Source organism: Actinoplanes derwentensis, from assembly GCF_900104725.1.
Taxonomy (GTDB): domain Bacteria; phylum Actinomycetota; class Actinomycetes; order Mycobacteriales; family Micromonosporaceae; genus Actinoplanes; species Actinoplanes derwentensis.
Map to the genome: position 1 here is coordinate 2,107,713 of NZ_LT629758.1, position 15,226 is coordinate 2,122,938.

Genomic DNA, 15,226 nt, shown 5'->3' on the forward strand with positions numbered 1-15,226 from the left:
TCGGCCGGCGGGGCACGGTGCCACCGCCGTCACCACGAGAGGCGGAGTTCGGTGAACCGGCCGGTCTGGTTGCTCGACGTCGACGGTGTCCTCAACGCCACCCGGCCCGGGTGGAGCGCCGCACCTCGCAACGGCACCGCCTACGGCGACGGCCACCCGTACCGGCTGCGCTGGGCGCCGGCCCTGATCTCCCGCATCCGGGCCCTGCATCGCGCGGAGAGTGTCACCGTGCGCTGGTGCTCCACCTGGTGCGCCGACGCCGACCAGGTGGAGCGCCTGTTCGCCCTGCCACCGCTGGAACGCGCGTGGACCGGCCCGATCGATCACCGCGAGGCACCCGCGGCCAAACTGGCCGCCGCGCACGCCGTTCTGGATCAGGGCCGGCGGTTGATCTGGACCGATGACGACGCCGTGCCCACCAGCGGACCGGTGTACGACGAACTCGTCGCGACCGGCCGCGCGCTGCTGATCGCACCCCGGGCCAACCGTGGTCTGCAGCCCGGACACCTCGACACGATCGAGGCCTTCGTGTCGGCCACCGGCGTGCTGGACCGGGCCGATGCGGCGCCCCGGTCGACCGGTACTGCCTGACGTCCGATTCGTTCAAGCAGGTTTCGCAGCCGGCTGGGTACCTTGACGGTCATGGCTACTGCGACCTCTTCACATCGGCATCTGGCCGCGCAGATCGACCGTCCGGCCAAGGACGTCTACGACTACGTCTCGGACCCGGCGAACCTGCCGGAGTGGGCGCCAGGGCTGGGCAGCACGATCGAGCTGGTCGGCGGCGAGTGGATGATGGACTCGACGCTGGGCCGGATCACGGTCACCTTCGCGCCGCGCAACGAGTTCGGCATCCTCGACCACCATGTGCGGCTGGAGTCGGGGGAGACCTTCTACAACCCGGTCCGGGTGATTCCCGACGGCGACGGTTGCGAGGTGGTGTTCACGGTTCGCCGGGCGCCCGCGACCAGCGACGAGGATTTCGAACGTGACGTGCGGGCGGTGTCGTCCGATCTGGCCGGCCTGAAGCGTCTGCTGGAGAGCCAGGGATGAGTGCGGTCGCGACCCGGCCGTAGGTGTTCCGGTCAGGCGTCGCGGATCTGCAGGCCGAGGGCCATCGCCAGGACGATGGCCTGGTCGGCGGTGATGATCGCGTCGCGGAGTTCGGTGGTGCGCGGGTCGACGGCGTGCAGGTCGGTGCCGCGCAGGTCGCAGCCGGTGAAGTCGGCTCCGGTGAGCTGGGCGGCGGACAGGTCCAGGCCGCGCATCGTGCCGTTGCGGCAGCGGGTGCCGGTCAGGTCGGCTTCGCGCATCCGGACGCCGGTGAAACTCGCGGTGCCGAGGTCGGCGCGGGGGAGTGAGATGAACGACCAGTCGCCGCCGTCGACGGTGGTCAGGTCGAAGGTGCAGCCGTCGAACGAACTGCCGACGGTCTTGCAGTTGGTGAACGTCGCGTCGAAGAAGTTGCAGTTGACGAAACGGCAGTTCAGGTAGGCGACGTCGACCTGCTGGGAACAGTTGAACCGGGAGTCGTAGAAGACGCAGCCGGAGAATTCGACGCCCTCCAGGTCGGTCTCGCACAGGTCCAGCGACGAGAACCGCACCTCGTCATGCTTGCGTTGCTTGCCGGCGGAGGCGTCCCAGTCCCGGGTGGTGATCGTCTTCACGATCGGCGCCGTGGGGATCGGGCCAAGTAGCCGTGCGGGTACGGCAGCGGCTGGTCACCGGCGGCCGTCAACTGGTCGAGGTGTTTCTCGTCGAGGGTCCAGCCGGTGACCCCGAGGGTGTCGGTCAGCTGGGCGACGCTGCGGGCGCCGACGATCGGCGCGGTCACGCCGGGCTGCTGCGACACCCACCGCAACGCGACCTGGGCCGGGCTGTGGTCCACCGCGGTGGCGACGTCGATCAGGGTGTCGGTGACCCGCCAGACTCGTTCGTCGACGCTGTTCTCCCAGTTGCCGAGCCACGGCTGCTGGTCGCCGTCCCAGCGGGCGCCGGCCGGGGCGGCGGTCATGCCGCGCCGGTACTTGCCGGTCAGCCAGCCGCCGCGCATCGGCGACCAGGGGATGATCCCGACGCCTTCGTTGCGGCACACCGGCACGTGCTCGGTCTCGATCTCCCGGTCGATCAGGTTGTAGAGGGGCTGCGACGCCACGAACGGTTCCCAGCCGCGGAAGCGGGCCACGTCCACCGACCTCTGCAACTGCCACGCGGCGTAGTTGCTGACCCCCAGATGCCTGACCTTGCCGGTACGAACCAGCTGGTCGAGCGTGGACAGCGTCTCCTCGACGGGTGTCGTCTCGTCGAAACAGTGCAGCTGGTACAGGTCGATGTAGTCGGTGCCGAGCCGCCGCAGGCTGTCGTGCACGGCCGCGATCAGGTGCTTGCGCCCGGACCCGTGGTCGTTGGCGGCGTCGCCGGTGCCCCAGAACCCCTTGGTCGCCACGACCAGCGAGTCACGCCGTTGCCGCCCGAGCCACCGCCCGACGATCTCTTCGGAGACCCCGCCCGAATACACGTCGGCGGTGTCGATGAAGTCACCGCCCGCCGCGACGAACGTGTCGAGGATCGCGTGCGACTCCGCCTCGTCCGCTTCCTTGCCGAACGTCATCGTCCCGAGGCACAGCTCACTGACGCGAAGTCCGCTGTGCCCGACATTCCGGTACTCCATTCCTGAATCCTTTCAGGGGCGACCGTGATCGGCCACCCCGACACGGTGTTCGCGATCAGGTCCGGCCGCCGGGAGGGCCTGATGTCGGGCGACATCGGCGGAGTTCGCAGATGAAGGGATGATGACCAACCCTGAGCAGTCGCCGATCCGACAGCAGAACTGTAGTTGCATCGATACCCTTCGTGATGACGGCAGTTCACGCGGGCGGATCCGGTGATCGGAACCGCGGTATCGGTCATCAGGCCCGTCCCCGGTGGCCCGGACAGAGGAACGCACATGATCTTCAGGGAGCCAGTAGCGTGCCGCCGTGACTACGAATGCCGACTCGGTTCTCGCTGCCATCGATCGTGAACGTCCCGGCCTGCGGCTCGGCAAGAAGATCCTGCTGTTGTTCTTCGTTCAGGGGCATCATCTGGCCGACACCGGTGAACCGCTGTTCGCCGAACCCATGTATGCCACCGGCAGTGGTGTCGACGTCGACGACGTCACCGGCGAACCAGCCCCGCTTCCGGCCGATGACCTGTACCTGGAGTCCATCGGCTACGCCGTCGAACGCTATGCCGCCCTGGTCCCCGCCGACCTGCGGGCCTTGATCCAGGTGTCCCAGCCGTGGCAGGCCGCGACCAAACCCGGCACCGGATCACGCATCGAATGGGCGCATCTGCGTGACTGGTTCCGTCGGCCCGACGAGACCGACGACCCCGACGACGAACGACCGAACCGGGCCGCCGGCGCCCGCGCCGAGACCCTGTGGGCGGACCGCCGGCCGGAATGAAGGGGGATGCGTGACCGAATCTCGCACGACCGGCTCCTGGACGTTGTCCGGCTTCGCCGAGAAACTCGAAGCCTGGCGTGCGCAGACGCACCCCCCTGACTACGCGTATCAACAGGTGCGGGGCTGGTGGCCCAGCCTCCAGCATCAGCCGCGCGCTGTCGGCGTGGTCGTCCCCGGCCAGCCGGCCGTACGGTTCGCGTGGGTGCCGCATTGCCACCTGCCGGACCTGGGCGAGGGGATCCGGGGCGTGCAGTGCCACTACCGGGTCACCGGCGGCCGGGTGATCTGCCAGTTCTTCGTGACTGCCCCACTCGATCGGGACATCGAGTAGGTCAGCGGGCCAGGCGGGTGCGGACGACCAGTTCGTGCAGGGCGGCGACGGCGGCCGGGTCGGCGTGTGCGGGCAGGGTGGTCTCGTCGCGGGCGTCCTCCAGTTCGGCGCGCAGTGCGGGGACGTCGGCGGCCAGCCACGCCGCGGCCTGGGCCGGGAGCGGGCCGTGTTCGGCTTCGCGTTTCGCGGCGATCAGTTCCGGGACGTAGGGCAGGCGGGCGCCGAGCACGCGCAGGTCGCATTCCAGTTCGCCGGTGCGCATCAGGTGGATGCCGGTCAGCAGCACACGCAGCGTGTACAGGGCGGGCTTGAGCTGGCCGGTGCCGTGGTAGAGGCGTTCCTGGGTGCGGGCGAACCCCAGGTAGTGGTGGGCGTGGTTGCTGGTGAGAAGGCCGGGCGCCAGTGCTTTCAGTTCAGCGTGCACGTCCGTGGTGACGACCGTCAGCGGGGACAGCAGTTGCTCCAGGACGTAGCCGTTGCGGCTGTTCAGGAGCTTGGCGAACTTCAGCAGGTCGTGGCTGACGATGTCCAGTTCGACGCCGTCGCGGACGCCGGACCGTTCCAGGGTGCCGGGGCCGGTGCGCAGGCCGACCACCTCGTCCGGCGGCAGCACGTGGGCGGCGCGCAGGTCGAGGTCGGAGTCGGTGGAGGCGAAACCGTACAGGTGGGCGCCGCTCACGGTGGCGAAGAGCAGGGGATACGGCAGGGCGGTGGCGGCGTCGGCGGCCCACGGCGGCACTACGGTGGTCACTTCAGGTTCCTTTCTCGTACGGCCACCAGCACCCGGTCCACCGCGGCTCGATCAGGGTGCTCGGGCAGTGCCGTGGTGGCCGCCGCGGCGGCGAGTTCGTCCTGCAGACGGCCGGCCCAGGCGGTGACCTGCTCCCACGGGCGTTCGCCCCGGCGTACCGCGAGCAGGTCGTCTCGTAGGTCTGTCACGTCGACCAGGACATCGCCGGTGCGCAGCACGTGTGCACCGGCCAGCAGCAGACGGATCATGTGCATGGCCTGCTTGGTGTTCACCTCGCCGGTCCGCTCGCGCCGGGACGCCACCTTGGCGAGTTGGTCACGGGCGTACGACCCGTAGGTCTGGGCGACCCGCCGCGACAGGAACGCCTGCCGGGTCGCCAGCAGCAGCCGCCCGTCCTCGTCGACGGACTCGACGATCGGTGACCACAGCACTTCCAGGACCGTCGGGTTCGCCTGCAGAGCGAGCGCGCAGAACCGTTCGATCTCCCAGGAGAACTGCTCCTCGGCCGGCCCGTCCAGGTGGGTGGGCGGCTTGTCGAGGGTCCAGAAGGCGCGGGTCGGGGCCACGAACACACCCCGCCGGTCGTGGTCGGATCCGGGCCCGTGGAGACCATAGGCGCGGGAGCCGACCACGACCGCCAGGGCGGTGTGCCGTTCGACGAGGTCGATCATGAGACGGGAGGGTACGGCTACGCGTCCAGCAGCGTCGCGTCGATTTCGTCCAGGTCGCTCTGGTCGAGGGCCAGGTTGCCGAGCGCGGCGATGTTGTTCTCCAGCTGCTGCACGCTGGACGCGCCGATGATCAGGCTGGTCATCCGCTCGTCGCGCAGCGCCCAGACCAGGGCCAGCTGGGCGAGGGACTGGCCGCGCCGCTTGGCGATGTCGTTGAGCGTGTGCAGCCGGCCCAGGGTCTTGGTGTCCAGGGCGTCCTCGTTGAGGAACACGCTGGTGCGGATCCGCGAGTCGTCCGGGATGCCCCCGAGGTACCGGTCGGTGAGCAGGCCCTGCTGCAGCGGGCTGAACGCGATGCAGCCCGCGCCGGCCGTCTCCAGGGTGTCCAGCAGGTTGTCGTCCTCGATCCAGCGGTTCAGCATCGAGTAGGACGGCTGGTGGATCAGCAGCGGCGTGCCCAGTTCCCGCAGGATGCGGGCGGCCTCGGCGGCCTGCTCGCTGGAGTAGTTGCTGATGCCGACGTAGAGGGCCTTGCCGGAGCGGACGATCGCGTCGAGCGCGCCCATCGTCTCCTCCAGCGGCGTCTCCGGGTCGGGCCGGTGGTGGTAGAAAACGTCGACGTAGTCCAGGTCCATGCGCTTGAGGGACTGGTCCAGCGACGACACCAGGTACTTGCGGGAACCCCAGTCACCGTAGGGGCCGTCCCACATGGTGTAGCCGGCCTTCGTGGAGATGACGATCTCGTCGCGGTGCTGCTGGAAGTCGGCTTTCAGGATGCGGCCGAAGTTGGTCTCGGCACTGCCGGGCGGCGGCCCGTAGTTGTTGGCCAGGTCGAAGTGGGTGACCCCGAGGTCGAAGGCGCGGCGGACGATGTCGGCCTGACGGTCGCCGGGCCGGCCGTCGCCGAAGTTGTGCCAGAGGCCCAGGCTGATGGCGGGAAGTTTGAGGCCGCTGCGACCAGCACGCCGGTAGATCATTTCGGCGTAGCGGTCGGCGGCAGGGAAGTACGTCACAGGCACACCCTAGGACTCCCGATCATGGGCGTGTGCGCTGGTAGGTTGGTCCTGCCAGTAATACCCATGCGGGAGAGACCCTGTGCACAGGGCGCCGAAGGGGCAAATCCTCCCCGGAACCTCTCAGGCAAAAGGACCGCGGTGGCTAGGCGCTCTGAAGTGCCCGATTCTGGGTACGACAGAGGGGGAGGTTGTTCCTCGACCTTCTCACGCTTGGAGTCGCCCATGACGTCCTCCCCGTTCGTCTCCCGCCACATCGGCCCGGACAACGACGAGCAGGCCCAGATGCTCAAAGCCGTCGGGTACGGGTCGGTCGAGCAACTCATGGACGCGGCGATCCCGTCCACGATCCGCTTCGACGGTGTCCTCGACCTGCCGGCCGGGATCTCCGAAGAGCAGACGATCGCCGAGCTGCGTGCCATCGCCGACCGTAACGTGCTGGCCACCCCGATGATCGGGCTCGGCTACTACAACACGTTCACCCCGGCCGTGATCAAACGCAACGTCCTGGAGAACCCGGCCTGGTACACGGCGTACACCCCGTACCAGCCGGAGATCAGCCAGGGCCGCCTCGAGGCGCTGCTCAACTTCCAGACCATGGTCACCGACCTGACCGGTCTCACCACGGCGAACGCGTCGATGCTCGACGAGGCCACCGCGGTCGCCGAGGCGATGACCCTCGCGCGGCGTTCGTCCAAGAGCAAGAGCAGCGTGTACGCGGTGGACGCCGACACGTTCCCGCAGACCCTGTCGGTGCTGCGGACCCGGGCCGAACCGCTCGGGATCACCGTCACTATCGTCGACCTCGACGGCGGGGAACTGCCGGAGGACTACTTCGGGCTGCACCTGCAGTACCCGGGCGCGTCCGGCACCGTCCGGGACCACTCTGCCCTGGTGGAGGCCGCCCACGCCAAGGGTGCCCTGGTCACCGCCGCCGCCGACCTGCTCGCGCTGACGCTGCTGCGCGCGCCGGGCGAGATCGGCGTCGACATCGCCGCCGGCACCACCCAGCGTTTCGGGGTGCCGCTCGGCTTCGGTGGCCCGCACGCCGGCTACCTGGCGGTCCGCGCCGGCCTGGAGCGGTCACTGCCCGGCCGCCTGGTCGGTGTCTCCAAGGACGCCGACGGCGACCGTGCCTACCGCCTCGCCCTGCAGACCCGTGAGCAGCACATCCGCCGGGAGAAGGCGACCAGCAACATCTGCACCGCCCAGGTACTCCTCGCGGTGATGGCCGGTATGTACGCGGTCTACCACGGTCCCGCCGGTCTGAAAGCGATCGCCAAGCGGGTGCACGGGCACGCCCTGACCGTGGCCGGATCACTGTCGGCGGCCGGTGTTCCGCTCGCTGCGGACGCCTTCTTCGACACGGTGACCGCGATCGTTCCCGGTCGCGCCGCCGCCATCGTCGAAGCGGCCGCGTCCGCCGGCATCGATCTGTACCCGGTGGACGCGGACCGGGTGTCGATCTCCACCGACGAGACCACCACCGACGCGCACGTCGCCGCGGTCCTGGCCGCCTTCGGTGTCCCGGTCGCCGCTGCCGCCGAGTGCGGCGCCAAGCCGCTGGGCCGCACCACCGACTACCTGGTCCACCCGGTGTTCAACACCCACCACTCCGAGACGAGCATGCTGCGCTACCTGCGCAGACTCTCCGACCGGGACTACGCCCTGGACCGCGGCATGATCCCGCTGGGCTCGTGCACGATGAAGCTGAACGCCACCACCGAGATGGAAGCGGTGACCTGGCCGGAGTTCGCGAACATTCACCCGTTCGCGCCGTCGTCACAGACCCAGGGCTACGAGCACCTGGTCGCCCAGCTCGAAGCCTGGCTCGCCGAGATCACCGGCTACGACGCGGTCAGTGTCCAGCCGAACGCCGGTTCCCAGGGTGAACTGGCCGGTCTGCTCGCGATCCGCGGCTACCACCGCTCGCGTGGCGACGAACACCGTGACGTGTGCCTGATCCCGTCGTCGGCGCACGGCACCAACGCCGCCAGCGCGGTGATGGCCGGCATGCGGGTCGTCGTGGTCGCCTGCGACGCCGACGGCAACGTCGACCTGGCCGACCTGGACGCCAAGATCGCCAAGCACCGGGACACGCTGTCCGCGATCATGGTGACCTACCCGTCGACACACGGCGTGTACGAGACGTCGATCGCCGACCTGTGCGCGAAGGTGCACGAGGCCGGCGGCCAGGTGTACGTGGACGGCGCGAACCTGAACGCGCTGGTCGGCTACGCCCGGCCCGGTAGGTTCGGGGCCGACGTGTCGCACCTGAACCTGCACAAGACGTTCTGCATCCCGCACGGTGGCGGCGGCCCCGGCGTGGGCCCGGTCGCGGTCGGCGCGCACCTGGCCGGCTTCCTGCCGGGCAACCCCCTCGAAGAGGGCGATCACCACGCGGTGTCGGCGGCGGCGCACGGTTCGGCGGGCATCCTGCCGATCTCGTGGGCGTACATCCGGATGATGGGCCCGGACGGTCTCGCGGCGGCGACCGCGTCAGCGGTGCTGGCGGCCAACTACGTCGCGGCGCGACTGCGCGAGCACTACCCGGTGCTGTACGCGGGGGAGGGCGGCCTGGTCGCGCACGAGTGCATCCTCGACCTGCGGCCGATCACCAAGGCCACCGGAGTGACGGTCGACGACGTCGCCAAGCGGCTGATCGACTACGGATTCCACGCGCCGACCATGTCGTTCCCGGTCGCCGGCACCCTGATGGTGGAGCCGACCGAGAGTGAGGACCTGGCCGAGCTGGACCGCTTCATCGCCGCGATGATCGCCATCAAGGGCGAGATCGACAAGGTCGAGGCAGGGGAGTGGCCGGCTGGCGACAACCCGCTCGCGAACGCGCCGCACACCGCAGCGGCCGTCATGGCGGATGAATGGAATCACGCCTATTCACGCTCCGTGGCCGGTTTCCCGGCGGGCGTGGACCGCACCGCCAAGTACTGGCCGCCGGTTCGGCGGATCGACGGGGCGTTCGGCGACCGGAACCTGGTGTGTTCCTGCCCGTCGCCGGAGGCGTTCGAGGACTGAGTCCGTTGCGCAGGTCGCGGTCGTCTCTGATCGCGGCCTGCGCTGCTTTCCGTAGTCCCTTGGCGTTGACTCTGTGTTGCTTCTCAGGCTGCCAGGGCGTGCACGGCCGGGCCACGGTGCGGCTCGATCATCGTGCCGTCCGGCAGCAGCTCACCGGTGTCCTCGAAGACGATGACGCCGTTGCAGAGCAGGCTCCAGCCCTGCTCCCGGAAGGTCGCGATGATGCGCGCGGCCTCACGGTCGGTGGCGTCGGCGGAGGGGCATGGGTTCAGGTGCTGGCACATCGATCTACTCCGGTTGGGGGCTGTGTGAAGGTTCACATTTACAGTGGCGAACGTTACCTCACATCGAACGACAGCGGTTCAAGGCGGTGACGGCGTCGGCACATGAGTCCTCGCCCTCCATGCTCCACGCCGAGACGGCCGTCGACCACTCTCCGCGACCTCCGTTCGGTCCTGCGCCGGGTGCGCCGGCCGCCTGCCAAGCCCGTCACCACCCGTTACGGGCGTTTCGATGGCATCGGGGTGATCCCGGTGACCCTGCCGAGCTTGTGGCGGCATTTCTCGCCCACAACGGACTACCGGTGCGAAACCTTGGCCGAACGGATGACAAAACTAATCCGATCGGTGATGGCGCCGTTTGCGGGGCAGCACTCTACGTATCCGCGGATGCCGGTTCCGTGATGGCCGGAGGGACGGTCGGCGCGCCCTCCCCGGTTCCCGGCATTCCGGACGTCTACGCCGTGGTCTACGCCCACGGGCCGATCGGGGAACCACCGTCGCCGGGCCGCTTCGCACTCGGCCCCTGGCGGGAGAGCTGGACACGCGACCAGCATGCCGCCGCCGTACAGCAGGTGCGGGAATCCATCGGGCGCGGCGACGTCTATCAGGTGAACGTCGTCGGGCACGCCTGCGCGCCCTACACCGGTGACCCGTCGGCCGCTTTGCGCCGGGTGGCCGGACTGCCGGGAGCCCGGTACGGCGGTGTCCTCGGCGGCGACGGGTGGGCGATCGCCACCGCCTCCCCGGAGACCCTCGTCGAAGTACGCGACGGGCGGGTCATCACCCGGCCCATCAAAGGCACCCGCCCCGCCACCGCCGACGGCCGCCGCGAACTGCTCGCCTCGGCCAAGGAACGCGCCGAACACGTCATGATCGTCGACCTGGAACGCAACGACCTGGCCCGGCTGCCCGGCACCGGGCCGGTGCGGGTCGACGAGCTGTTCGCCGTACGCCGCTGGTGTGGTCTGTGGCAGGCGGAGTCGGTCGTCTCCGCCCACCTGGACCACGACGTGGGTCTCGCCGACCTGCTGCGAGCCGTCTGCCCCGGCGGCAGCGTCACCGGCGCCCCCAAACTGGCCGCCCTGCAACAGATCGCCGCACTGGAACCGGCCGGCCGCGGCGTCAGCATGGGCGCGCTGGGCTGGATCGGACACGACCACCTCGACCTCGGCCTCACCATCCGTACCGTCGCCGTCGACGGCGCCCGCGCCCACGTCTGGGCCGGCGGCGGCATCACCGCCGACAGCGACCCGATCGCCGAAGTCGACGAGGCCGCCGCCAAGTCCGCCCCGGTGCGAGCCGCCCTGCTCGGCTCTCGTCCGGTCGCCGGTGCACAGCCTCTTGATAGCGCACTCTGAGCCGTCTCTACCGAATGCGTGCCACTGTCGGCATCCGCCCCCACGGAAGGGGGCTGAGCGCGTAATTTGACCGACGCGCGGCACCGAGACGCTCCACAGTGGCACGGCCAAGTGCCGCGATGGAGTCAAGAGAGGCGAGATCGCGGACATGCTGGACATACTCGAACACGCGACCGTTCGGACCGATCGGTCAGGCCTCCGCATGCGGGTGGATTTCACGCACTTCGCCACCGCTTCCACGGCCCGGCTGCACAGCAGCGCGTTCCAGCTCTGCCGGGACTGGCACCTGGCCCAGGACCTCACCCAGGCCACCCTGGCGAAACTGTTCCTGAGCTGGGAACGGGCCGTGGACAGCGACAATCTGTCGGCGTACGCGCAGAAGGTCCTGCTCCGGGTCTATCTCGACCATCGGCGGCGCCGCAGCTCCACTGAGACCGTCCCCGGCGACCTGCGTGAACCCGAGTACTCGATGAGCCCCGAACTGCACCTGACCCTGCAGGAGGCCCTCGCCAAACTGCCGGTCCGCGACCGGGCGATCGTGATGCTGCGCTACTACGCCGACCACAGTGTGGAACAGGTCGCCCAAGAGCTGGACGTGCCGATCACCGTGGTCAAGAGCCAGACCCGGCGCTCCCTGATCAAACTCCGGCACATGCTGCTCAGCGAGCGCCCCACCCTGTTCGCCTGACCCTTCCTGTTCCGCTTGTCCCTGGCCTCTTGTCGCTGGCTGCTTGTCCCTGGCCTCTTGTTCTGCGGCTGAATCCCGGCGGATAGCCTTCGGGGCATGACAGTGAGGCCCATCCGCATCTACGGTGACCCGGTTCTGCGCACGCCCGCCGACGAGGTCACCGCCTTCGACGCCGCCCTGCGTGACCTCGTCCGCGACCTGGAGGACACCGTCCGCGAACCCGGCCGGGCCGGTGTCGCCGCCCCGCAGATCGGCGTCGGTCTGCGCGTGTTCTCCTACAACGTCGGCGGCACCATCGGGCACCTGGTCAACCCGGTGCTCAGCGATTTCGACGGCGAACAGACCGACGAAGAGGGCTGCCTGTCCCTGCCCGGCCTCGGCTACGACACCACCCGATCGGCTTCGGTCACCGCCAGCGGCTTCGACCAGCACGGCGAGCCCCTGGTCATCAAGGGCGACGGCTTCCTGGCCCGCGCCCTGCAGCACGAGGTCGACCACCTCAGCGGCCGCCTCTACATCGACACCCTCACCGGCGACGTCCGCCGCCAGGCCCTGCGCGAGCTCCGCCGTGTCGTCCCCCGCCGCTGACCCTGCCGCTGCCGGTCCGGACGGCGCCCGCGGCCCGGATACCGGTTCGGCCGCCGCGTCCCTTGTGGGTGGGGCGGCGGACGCCCGTCGCCTCGCCGCCGATTCTCTCGCGGCCGGCGACCCCACCGGGTGGTTCGAGACGTTGTACGCCGCATCGCGTGCCGGGAACGCCGTCGTCCCGTGGGACGTGGCCGAACCCAGCGCCCGCCTGCGCGCCCTCGACCTGCCGCCCGGTGCCGGCCGCCGCGCGCTGATCGTGGGCTGCGGACCCGGGCGCGACGCCGAACACGTGGCCGCCCTCGGCTACACGACGACCGCGTTCGACATCTCGGCCACCGCGATCGACCTGGCCCGCGAACGGCACCCCGGCAGCCCGGTCACCTACACCGTCGCCGACCTGCTCGACCCGCGACCGGACTGGCGGCACGCCTTCGACCTGGTCCTGGAGAGCAACAACGTGCAGGCCCTGCCGACCGGGATCCGGGCCGCGGCGATCCCCGCCATCGGTGGTTTCGTCGCCCCCGGCGGCACCCTGATCGTGCTGGCCGCCGCCACCACCCGCATCGACAGCGACGGCTCCGGCCCGCCGTGGCCGCTGACCCGGGCCGAGATCGACGCGTTCGCCATCGGTGGCCTCCGACCGGTCTCCGTCGATCAGGTGAACGCCGCCGGAACCACCCTGCCGACCCGCTGGCAGGCGATCTACCGGCGCTGACCGGTCTCCCCGAGTGGATCCGAGCTGTGCCCCGGAATCGCCGTGATCAACGGGCCGACCCTGCCGAAGGCAGACTCAGCAGCCGCAGGACAGCGTGGGCGAGCACGTCGGCGGCTTCGGCGGTCTCGGCGGGTGAGAGCGAGATCGTTCGCCGGAGAACGGCCATGATCGCGCCGAGGGCGACGGTGGCGAGGATGTCGAACTCGAGCGTTTCCGGGACCGCGCCGCCCGCTGTCATCGCGGCGCGGACATCCGCCCGGATGCTTCGTCCGCGCGGATCGTCGCCGTCATCGAGCAGTGCGAGGCGACGGGTGAGGATCGCGGCTATCCGTGGTTGCTCGAGAGCCAGCCGGCCGGTCTGGCGCACGTTCTCGATCAGACGAGTAACCGGATCGACGCCGTCGGGCAGGCGCTCGGCGAGCCAGCGCAGGTAGTCGTCGACGGCCGCGGACGCCGCCGCTTCGAAGAGCTCCTCCTTGGAGGAGAAGTAGTTGTAGAACGAGCCGAATCCGACATCGGCCAGCTCGGTGATCGCCTGGATGCTGGCGTGCGCATCCGCACCCTCCGCGAGGAGGTGCTGTGCCGCTGCGATGAGAGCCGCACGCGTGCGTTCCTTGCGGCGGTCCTGCCGGGCAGGAGGCGGTGAGCCGGGGGCTGACATCCTTCGACTCTACCAGTCTCCATCAAAGTTGATGATGTCATCAGTAGTGGTGATACGGTCAACTCGGCGACTGAGCAGAGGATGAAGTAGATGCCTGAGAACACCGACGACCAGGGCTCCGAACAGGTGAAGTCCACCCGGCGGACCTTTTTGAAACGCGCGGGATGGGGTGCCGCCCTGGTGGGACTCGGGGTGGCCGCCGACGAGACCATCAGGAGCGCGACAGCACCGGTGGTGCCGCCACGAACCACCGTCACCGCAGCGGACGGCGTCCGGATCGACGACGTGACAGTCATCGACCCGGTCGACGGCAGCCGCCGTGCCGGTCAGTCGATCTTCGTGCGCAACGGGCGCATCGCCGAGGTCGTGCCGACCGCGTCGGCGCCGGTCGAGTCATCCTTGCGTGTCATCGACGGCGCGGGGCGCTTCGCGGTCCCGGGCTACAACGACATGCACACCCACCTGCTCCAATCGCCCGACACCGAGCTCGGCTTCGCACTGATGCTGGCCCAGGGCATCACCGGGATCCGCCAGATGGAGGGTTCCGAGGAGCTTTTGACCAGACGCGCCGAGAACCGGCTCGGGCTGAACGAGACCGCCCCGCGGCTCCTGCACCTACCGGGCGCGCTGCTCTTGCCGTTCAACGCGAACAGCGCCGACGACGCCCGAACCGAGATCGCCCGCCAGTGGGATCAGGGTGCCGACTTCATCAAGATGGTCCTGACCGACCGGGACGTCTTCTTCGCCGCCATCGACGCGGCGCACGAGAAGGGCCTGCGCATCGCGGGTCACCTGCCGCCGCCGGTGCACATCGACGCCGCGGCCGAGAGGGGCCTCGACTCCATCGAGCACCTCGGGACCGGTTCGAGCGTCTTCCTCACGCTCTCCACCGAAGCCGACGAACTCTGGGCGCAGACCCCGTCCACCCTGCCCTTCCCCACCTGGGCCGCCGGCATCCCGTTCGCCGGCTGGGCCTTCGACACCTTCCTGAAGAAGAACTTCCTCGGACCGGCCACCAGCACCACGAACGCCGCCCAGCTCGCCCTGCTGAAACAGGCCTTCGCCACCTACTCCGAAGACCGTGCGGCCGAGCTCGCCGGAACCTTCATCGAGAAACAGACCTGGAACATCCCGACCATGGCCAACATCAGGAGCAAGTACGTCCTCGACGATCCGGAGTTCCGTGACGACCCCTGGCTCCAGCGACTGCCCGCCGAACAGCAGCAGGAACACCTCGCCGCCGTCGAGTCGTTCCACTCCACCCCATCGGCCGACCTCGACATCCTCCACGAGTACTACGAACGGACCCTCCAGACCGTGGGCATCTGGGCGAAACAAGGGGCGCCGATCATGACGGGAACCGACGGCAACGGTCGCGGGGTCGGCAACAGCTTCGCGATCGAGTTCCGTGAACTGGGGCGCGCAGGCCTCACCCCGCTCCAGATTCTGCAGGCCACCACCAGTCAGCCGGCGAGCTACCTGCGCCGCACCGACCGGATGGGCCGGATCGCGGCGGGAATGGACGCCGACCTACTCCTTCTCGACACCGACCCCCTGGCCTCGATCGAGGGCCTGAGCTCCATCTCCCTCGTCATGCGCGACGGACACGACTACACGTCCGCCGATCTCGAAGCACGCATCCAGCGACTCATGACGGCAACGGACTGACCCTCCGCAGCTCGCCGCC

Annotated in this window: 17 protein-coding genes and 1 riboswitch; of the genes, 10 read left to right on the top strand and 7 right to left on the bottom strand. The window is 69.4% G+C overall.

Annotated features, from left to right (window positions below; genetic code table 11):
* The first annotated feature begins 51 nt into the window (after nt 1-51).
* Together BLU81_RS09630 and BLU81_RS09635 are read left to right on the top strand one after the other, a co-directional pair.
* Nucleotides 52-591, top strand: coding sequence for an HAD domain-containing protein (locus BLU81_RS09630; RefSeq protein WP_092543561.1), 540 nt, complete (start codon nt 52-54; stop codon nt 589-591).
* 51 nt (nt 592-642) lie between these two features.
* Nucleotides 643-1,053, top strand: coding sequence for an SRPBCC family protein (locus tag BLU81_RS09635; protein ID WP_092543563.1), 411 nt, complete (start codon nt 643-645; stop codon nt 1,051-1,053).
* Nucleotides 1,054-1,085: 32 nt separating this feature from the next.
* Here the strand turns inward: BLU81_RS09635 and BLU81_RS09640 are convergent, their stop codons facing one another.
* Together BLU81_RS09640 and BLU81_RS09645 are read right to left on the bottom strand one after the other, a co-directional pair.
* The gene (locus BLU81_RS09640) at nt 1,086-1,667 is read right to left on the bottom strand and encodes a pentapeptide repeat-containing protein (protein WP_231954341.1); all 582 of its coding nucleotides are present in this window, start codon (nt 1,665-1,667) and stop codon (nt 1,086-1,088) included.
* Nucleotides 1,664-2,671: an aldo/keto reductase gene (locus tag BLU81_RS09645; RefSeq protein ID WP_092543567.1), complete on the bottom strand. Its 1,008-nt coding sequence runs from the start codon at nt 2,669-2,671 to the stop codon at nt 1,664-1,666. The genes BLU81_RS09640 and BLU81_RS09645 overlap by 4 nt, the downstream gene beginning before the upstream one ends.
* Nucleotides 2,672-2,978: 307 nt before the next feature.
* Between BLU81_RS09645 and BLU81_RS09650 the strand changes: the two genes are divergently transcribed.
* Nucleotides 2,979-3,446 carry a Panacea domain-containing protein gene (locus BLU81_RS09650; protein ID WP_092543569.1) on the top strand — a complete coding sequence of 156 codons (468 nt, stop codon included), beginning with the start codon at nt 2,979-2,981 and terminating at the stop codon, nt 3,444-3,446.
* Between the two features lie 10 nt (nt 3,447-3,456).
* Nucleotides 3,457-3,777: a hypothetical protein gene (locus BLU81_RS09655; protein ID WP_092543571.1), complete on the top strand. Its 321-nt coding sequence runs from the start codon at nt 3,457-3,459 to the stop codon at nt 3,775-3,777.
* A gap of 1 nt (nt 3,778) precedes the next feature.
* Here the strand turns inward: BLU81_RS09655 and BLU81_RS09660 are convergent, their stop codons facing one another.
* Genes BLU81_RS09660 through mgrA form a run of 3 tightly spaced genes read right to left on the bottom strand, consistent with a single transcriptional unit; the run spans nt 3,779 to nt 6,218 of the window.
* Complete coding sequence (locus BLU81_RS09660) at nt 3,779-4,528, bottom strand: nucleotidyltransferase domain-containing protein (protein ID WP_092543573.1); 750 nt, start codon at nt 4,526-4,528, stop codon at nt 3,779-3,781.
* The gene (locus BLU81_RS09665) at nt 4,525-5,199 is read right to left on the bottom strand and encodes a nucleotidyltransferase domain-containing protein (RefSeq protein ID WP_092543575.1); all 675 of its coding nucleotides are present in this window, start codon (nt 5,197-5,199) and stop codon (nt 4,525-4,527) included. The genes BLU81_RS09660 and BLU81_RS09665 overlap by 4 nt, the downstream gene beginning before the upstream one ends.
* Nucleotides 5,200-5,216: 17 nt before the next feature.
* Nucleotides 5,217-6,218, bottom strand: a complete 1,002-nt coding sequence (mgrA, locus tag BLU81_RS09670) for an L-glyceraldehyde 3-phosphate reductase (protein WP_373873294.1) — start codon at nt 6,216-6,218, stop codon at nt 5,217-5,219.
* Nucleotides 6,219-6,271: 53 nt separating this feature from the next.
* Nucleotides 6,272-6,361, top strand: a riboswitch (glycine riboswitch).
* Between the two features lie 76 nt (nt 6,362-6,437).
* Between mgrA and gcvP the strand changes: the two genes are divergently transcribed.
* Nucleotides 6,438-9,248: an aminomethyl-transferring glycine dehydrogenase gene (gene gcvP, locus BLU81_RS09675; RefSeq protein WP_092543579.1), complete on the top strand. Its 2,811-nt coding sequence runs from the start codon at nt 6,438-6,440 to the stop codon at nt 9,246-9,248.
* An 83-nt stretch (nt 9,249-9,331) separates the two neighbouring features.
* On the opposite strand, the gene BLU81_RS09680 is transcribed toward gcvP, so the two are convergent.
* The gene (locus BLU81_RS09680) at nt 9,332-9,532 is read right to left on the bottom strand and encodes a DUF5999 family protein (RefSeq protein WP_092543581.1); all 201 of its coding nucleotides are present in this window, start codon (nt 9,530-9,532) and stop codon (nt 9,332-9,334) included.
* A 119-nt stretch (nt 9,533-9,651) separates the two neighbouring features.
* On the opposite strand from BLU81_RS09680, the gene BLU81_RS09685 reads away from it, so the two are divergent.
* From BLU81_RS09685 to BLU81_RS09700, 4 genes are all read left to right on the top strand, one after another.
* A complete protein-coding gene (locus tag BLU81_RS09685) occupies nt 9,652-10,887 on the top strand; it encodes a chorismate-binding protein (protein WP_092543583.1) in 1,236 nt (411 codons plus the stop codon).
* Nucleotides 10,888-11,089: 202 nt separating this feature from the next.
* Nucleotides 11,090-11,575, top strand: coding sequence for a sigma-70 family RNA polymerase sigma factor (locus BLU81_RS09690; protein ID WP_092543585.1), 486 nt, complete (start codon nt 11,090-11,092; stop codon nt 11,573-11,575).
* Between the two features lie 96 nt (nt 11,576-11,671).
* Nucleotides 11,672-12,163 carry a peptide deformylase gene (gene def, locus BLU81_RS09695; protein WP_092543587.1) on the top strand — a complete coding sequence of 164 codons (492 nt, stop codon included), beginning with the start codon at nt 11,672-11,674 and terminating at the stop codon, nt 12,161-12,163.
* A complete protein-coding gene (locus BLU81_RS09700; protein WP_231954348.1) occupies nt 12,144-12,878 on the top strand; it encodes a class I SAM-dependent methyltransferase in 735 nt (244 codons plus the stop codon). Before def ends, BLU81_RS09700 begins: the two co-directional genes overlap by 20 nt.
* A 46-nt stretch (nt 12,879-12,924) precedes the next feature.
* On the opposite strand, the gene BLU81_RS09705 is transcribed toward BLU81_RS09700, so the two are convergent.
* Nucleotides 12,925-13,539, bottom strand: a complete 615-nt coding sequence (locus BLU81_RS09705; RefSeq protein WP_092543591.1) for a TetR/AcrR family transcriptional regulator — start codon at nt 13,537-13,539, stop codon at nt 12,925-12,927.
* Between the two features lie 90 nt (nt 13,540-13,629).
* Here BLU81_RS09705 and BLU81_RS09710 point away from each other — a divergent pair, with 90 nt between their 5' ends.
* Complete coding sequence (locus BLU81_RS09710) at nt 13,630-15,207, top strand: amidohydrolase family protein (RefSeq protein WP_092543593.1); 1,578 nt, start codon at nt 13,630-13,632, stop codon at nt 15,205-15,207.
* Nucleotides 15,208-15,226 lie beyond the last annotated feature (19 nt).

What these genes read in the sequence shown, in the direction of transcription:
- def (WP_092543587.1), top strand. Translation starts at nt 11,672, where the DNA reads ATGACAGTGAGGCCCATCCGCATCTACGGTGACCCGGTTCTGCGCACG.
- BLU81_RS09705 (WP_092543591.1), bottom strand. Translation starts at nt 13,539, where the DNA reads ATGTCAGCCCCCGGCTCACCGCCTCCTGCCCGGCAGGACCGCCGCAAG.
- BLU81_RS09710 (WP_092543593.1), top strand. Translation starts at nt 13,630, where the DNA reads ATGCCTGAGAACACCGACGACCAGGGCTCCGAACAGGTGAAGTCCACC.
- BLU81_RS09635 (WP_092543563.1), top strand. Translation starts at nt 643, where the DNA reads ATGGCTACTGCGACCTCTTCACATCGGCATCTGGCCGCGCAGATCGAC.
- BLU81_RS09645 (WP_092543567.1), bottom strand. Translation starts at nt 2,671, where the DNA reads ATGGAGTACCGGAATGTCGGGCACAGCGGACTTCGCGTCAGTGAGCTG.
- BLU81_RS09685 (WP_092543583.1), top strand. Translation starts at nt 9,652, where the DNA reads ATGCTCCACGCCGAGACGGCCGTCGACCACTCTCCGCGACCTCCGTTC.
- BLU81_RS09680 (WP_092543581.1), bottom strand. Translation starts at nt 9,532, where the DNA reads ATGTGCCAGCACCTGAACCCATGCCCCTCCGCCGACGCCACCGACCGT.
- BLU81_RS09690 (WP_092543585.1), top strand. Translation starts at nt 11,090, where the DNA reads ATGCGGGTGGATTTCACGCACTTCGCCACCGCTTCCACGGCCCGGCTG.
- BLU81_RS09665 (WP_092543575.1), bottom strand. Translation starts at nt 5,199, where the DNA reads ATGATCGACCTCGTCGAACGGCACACCGCCCTGGCGGTCGTGGTCGGC.
- gcvP (WP_092543579.1), top strand. Translation starts at nt 6,438, where the DNA reads ATGACGTCCTCCCCGTTCGTCTCCCGCCACATCGGCCCGGACAACGAC.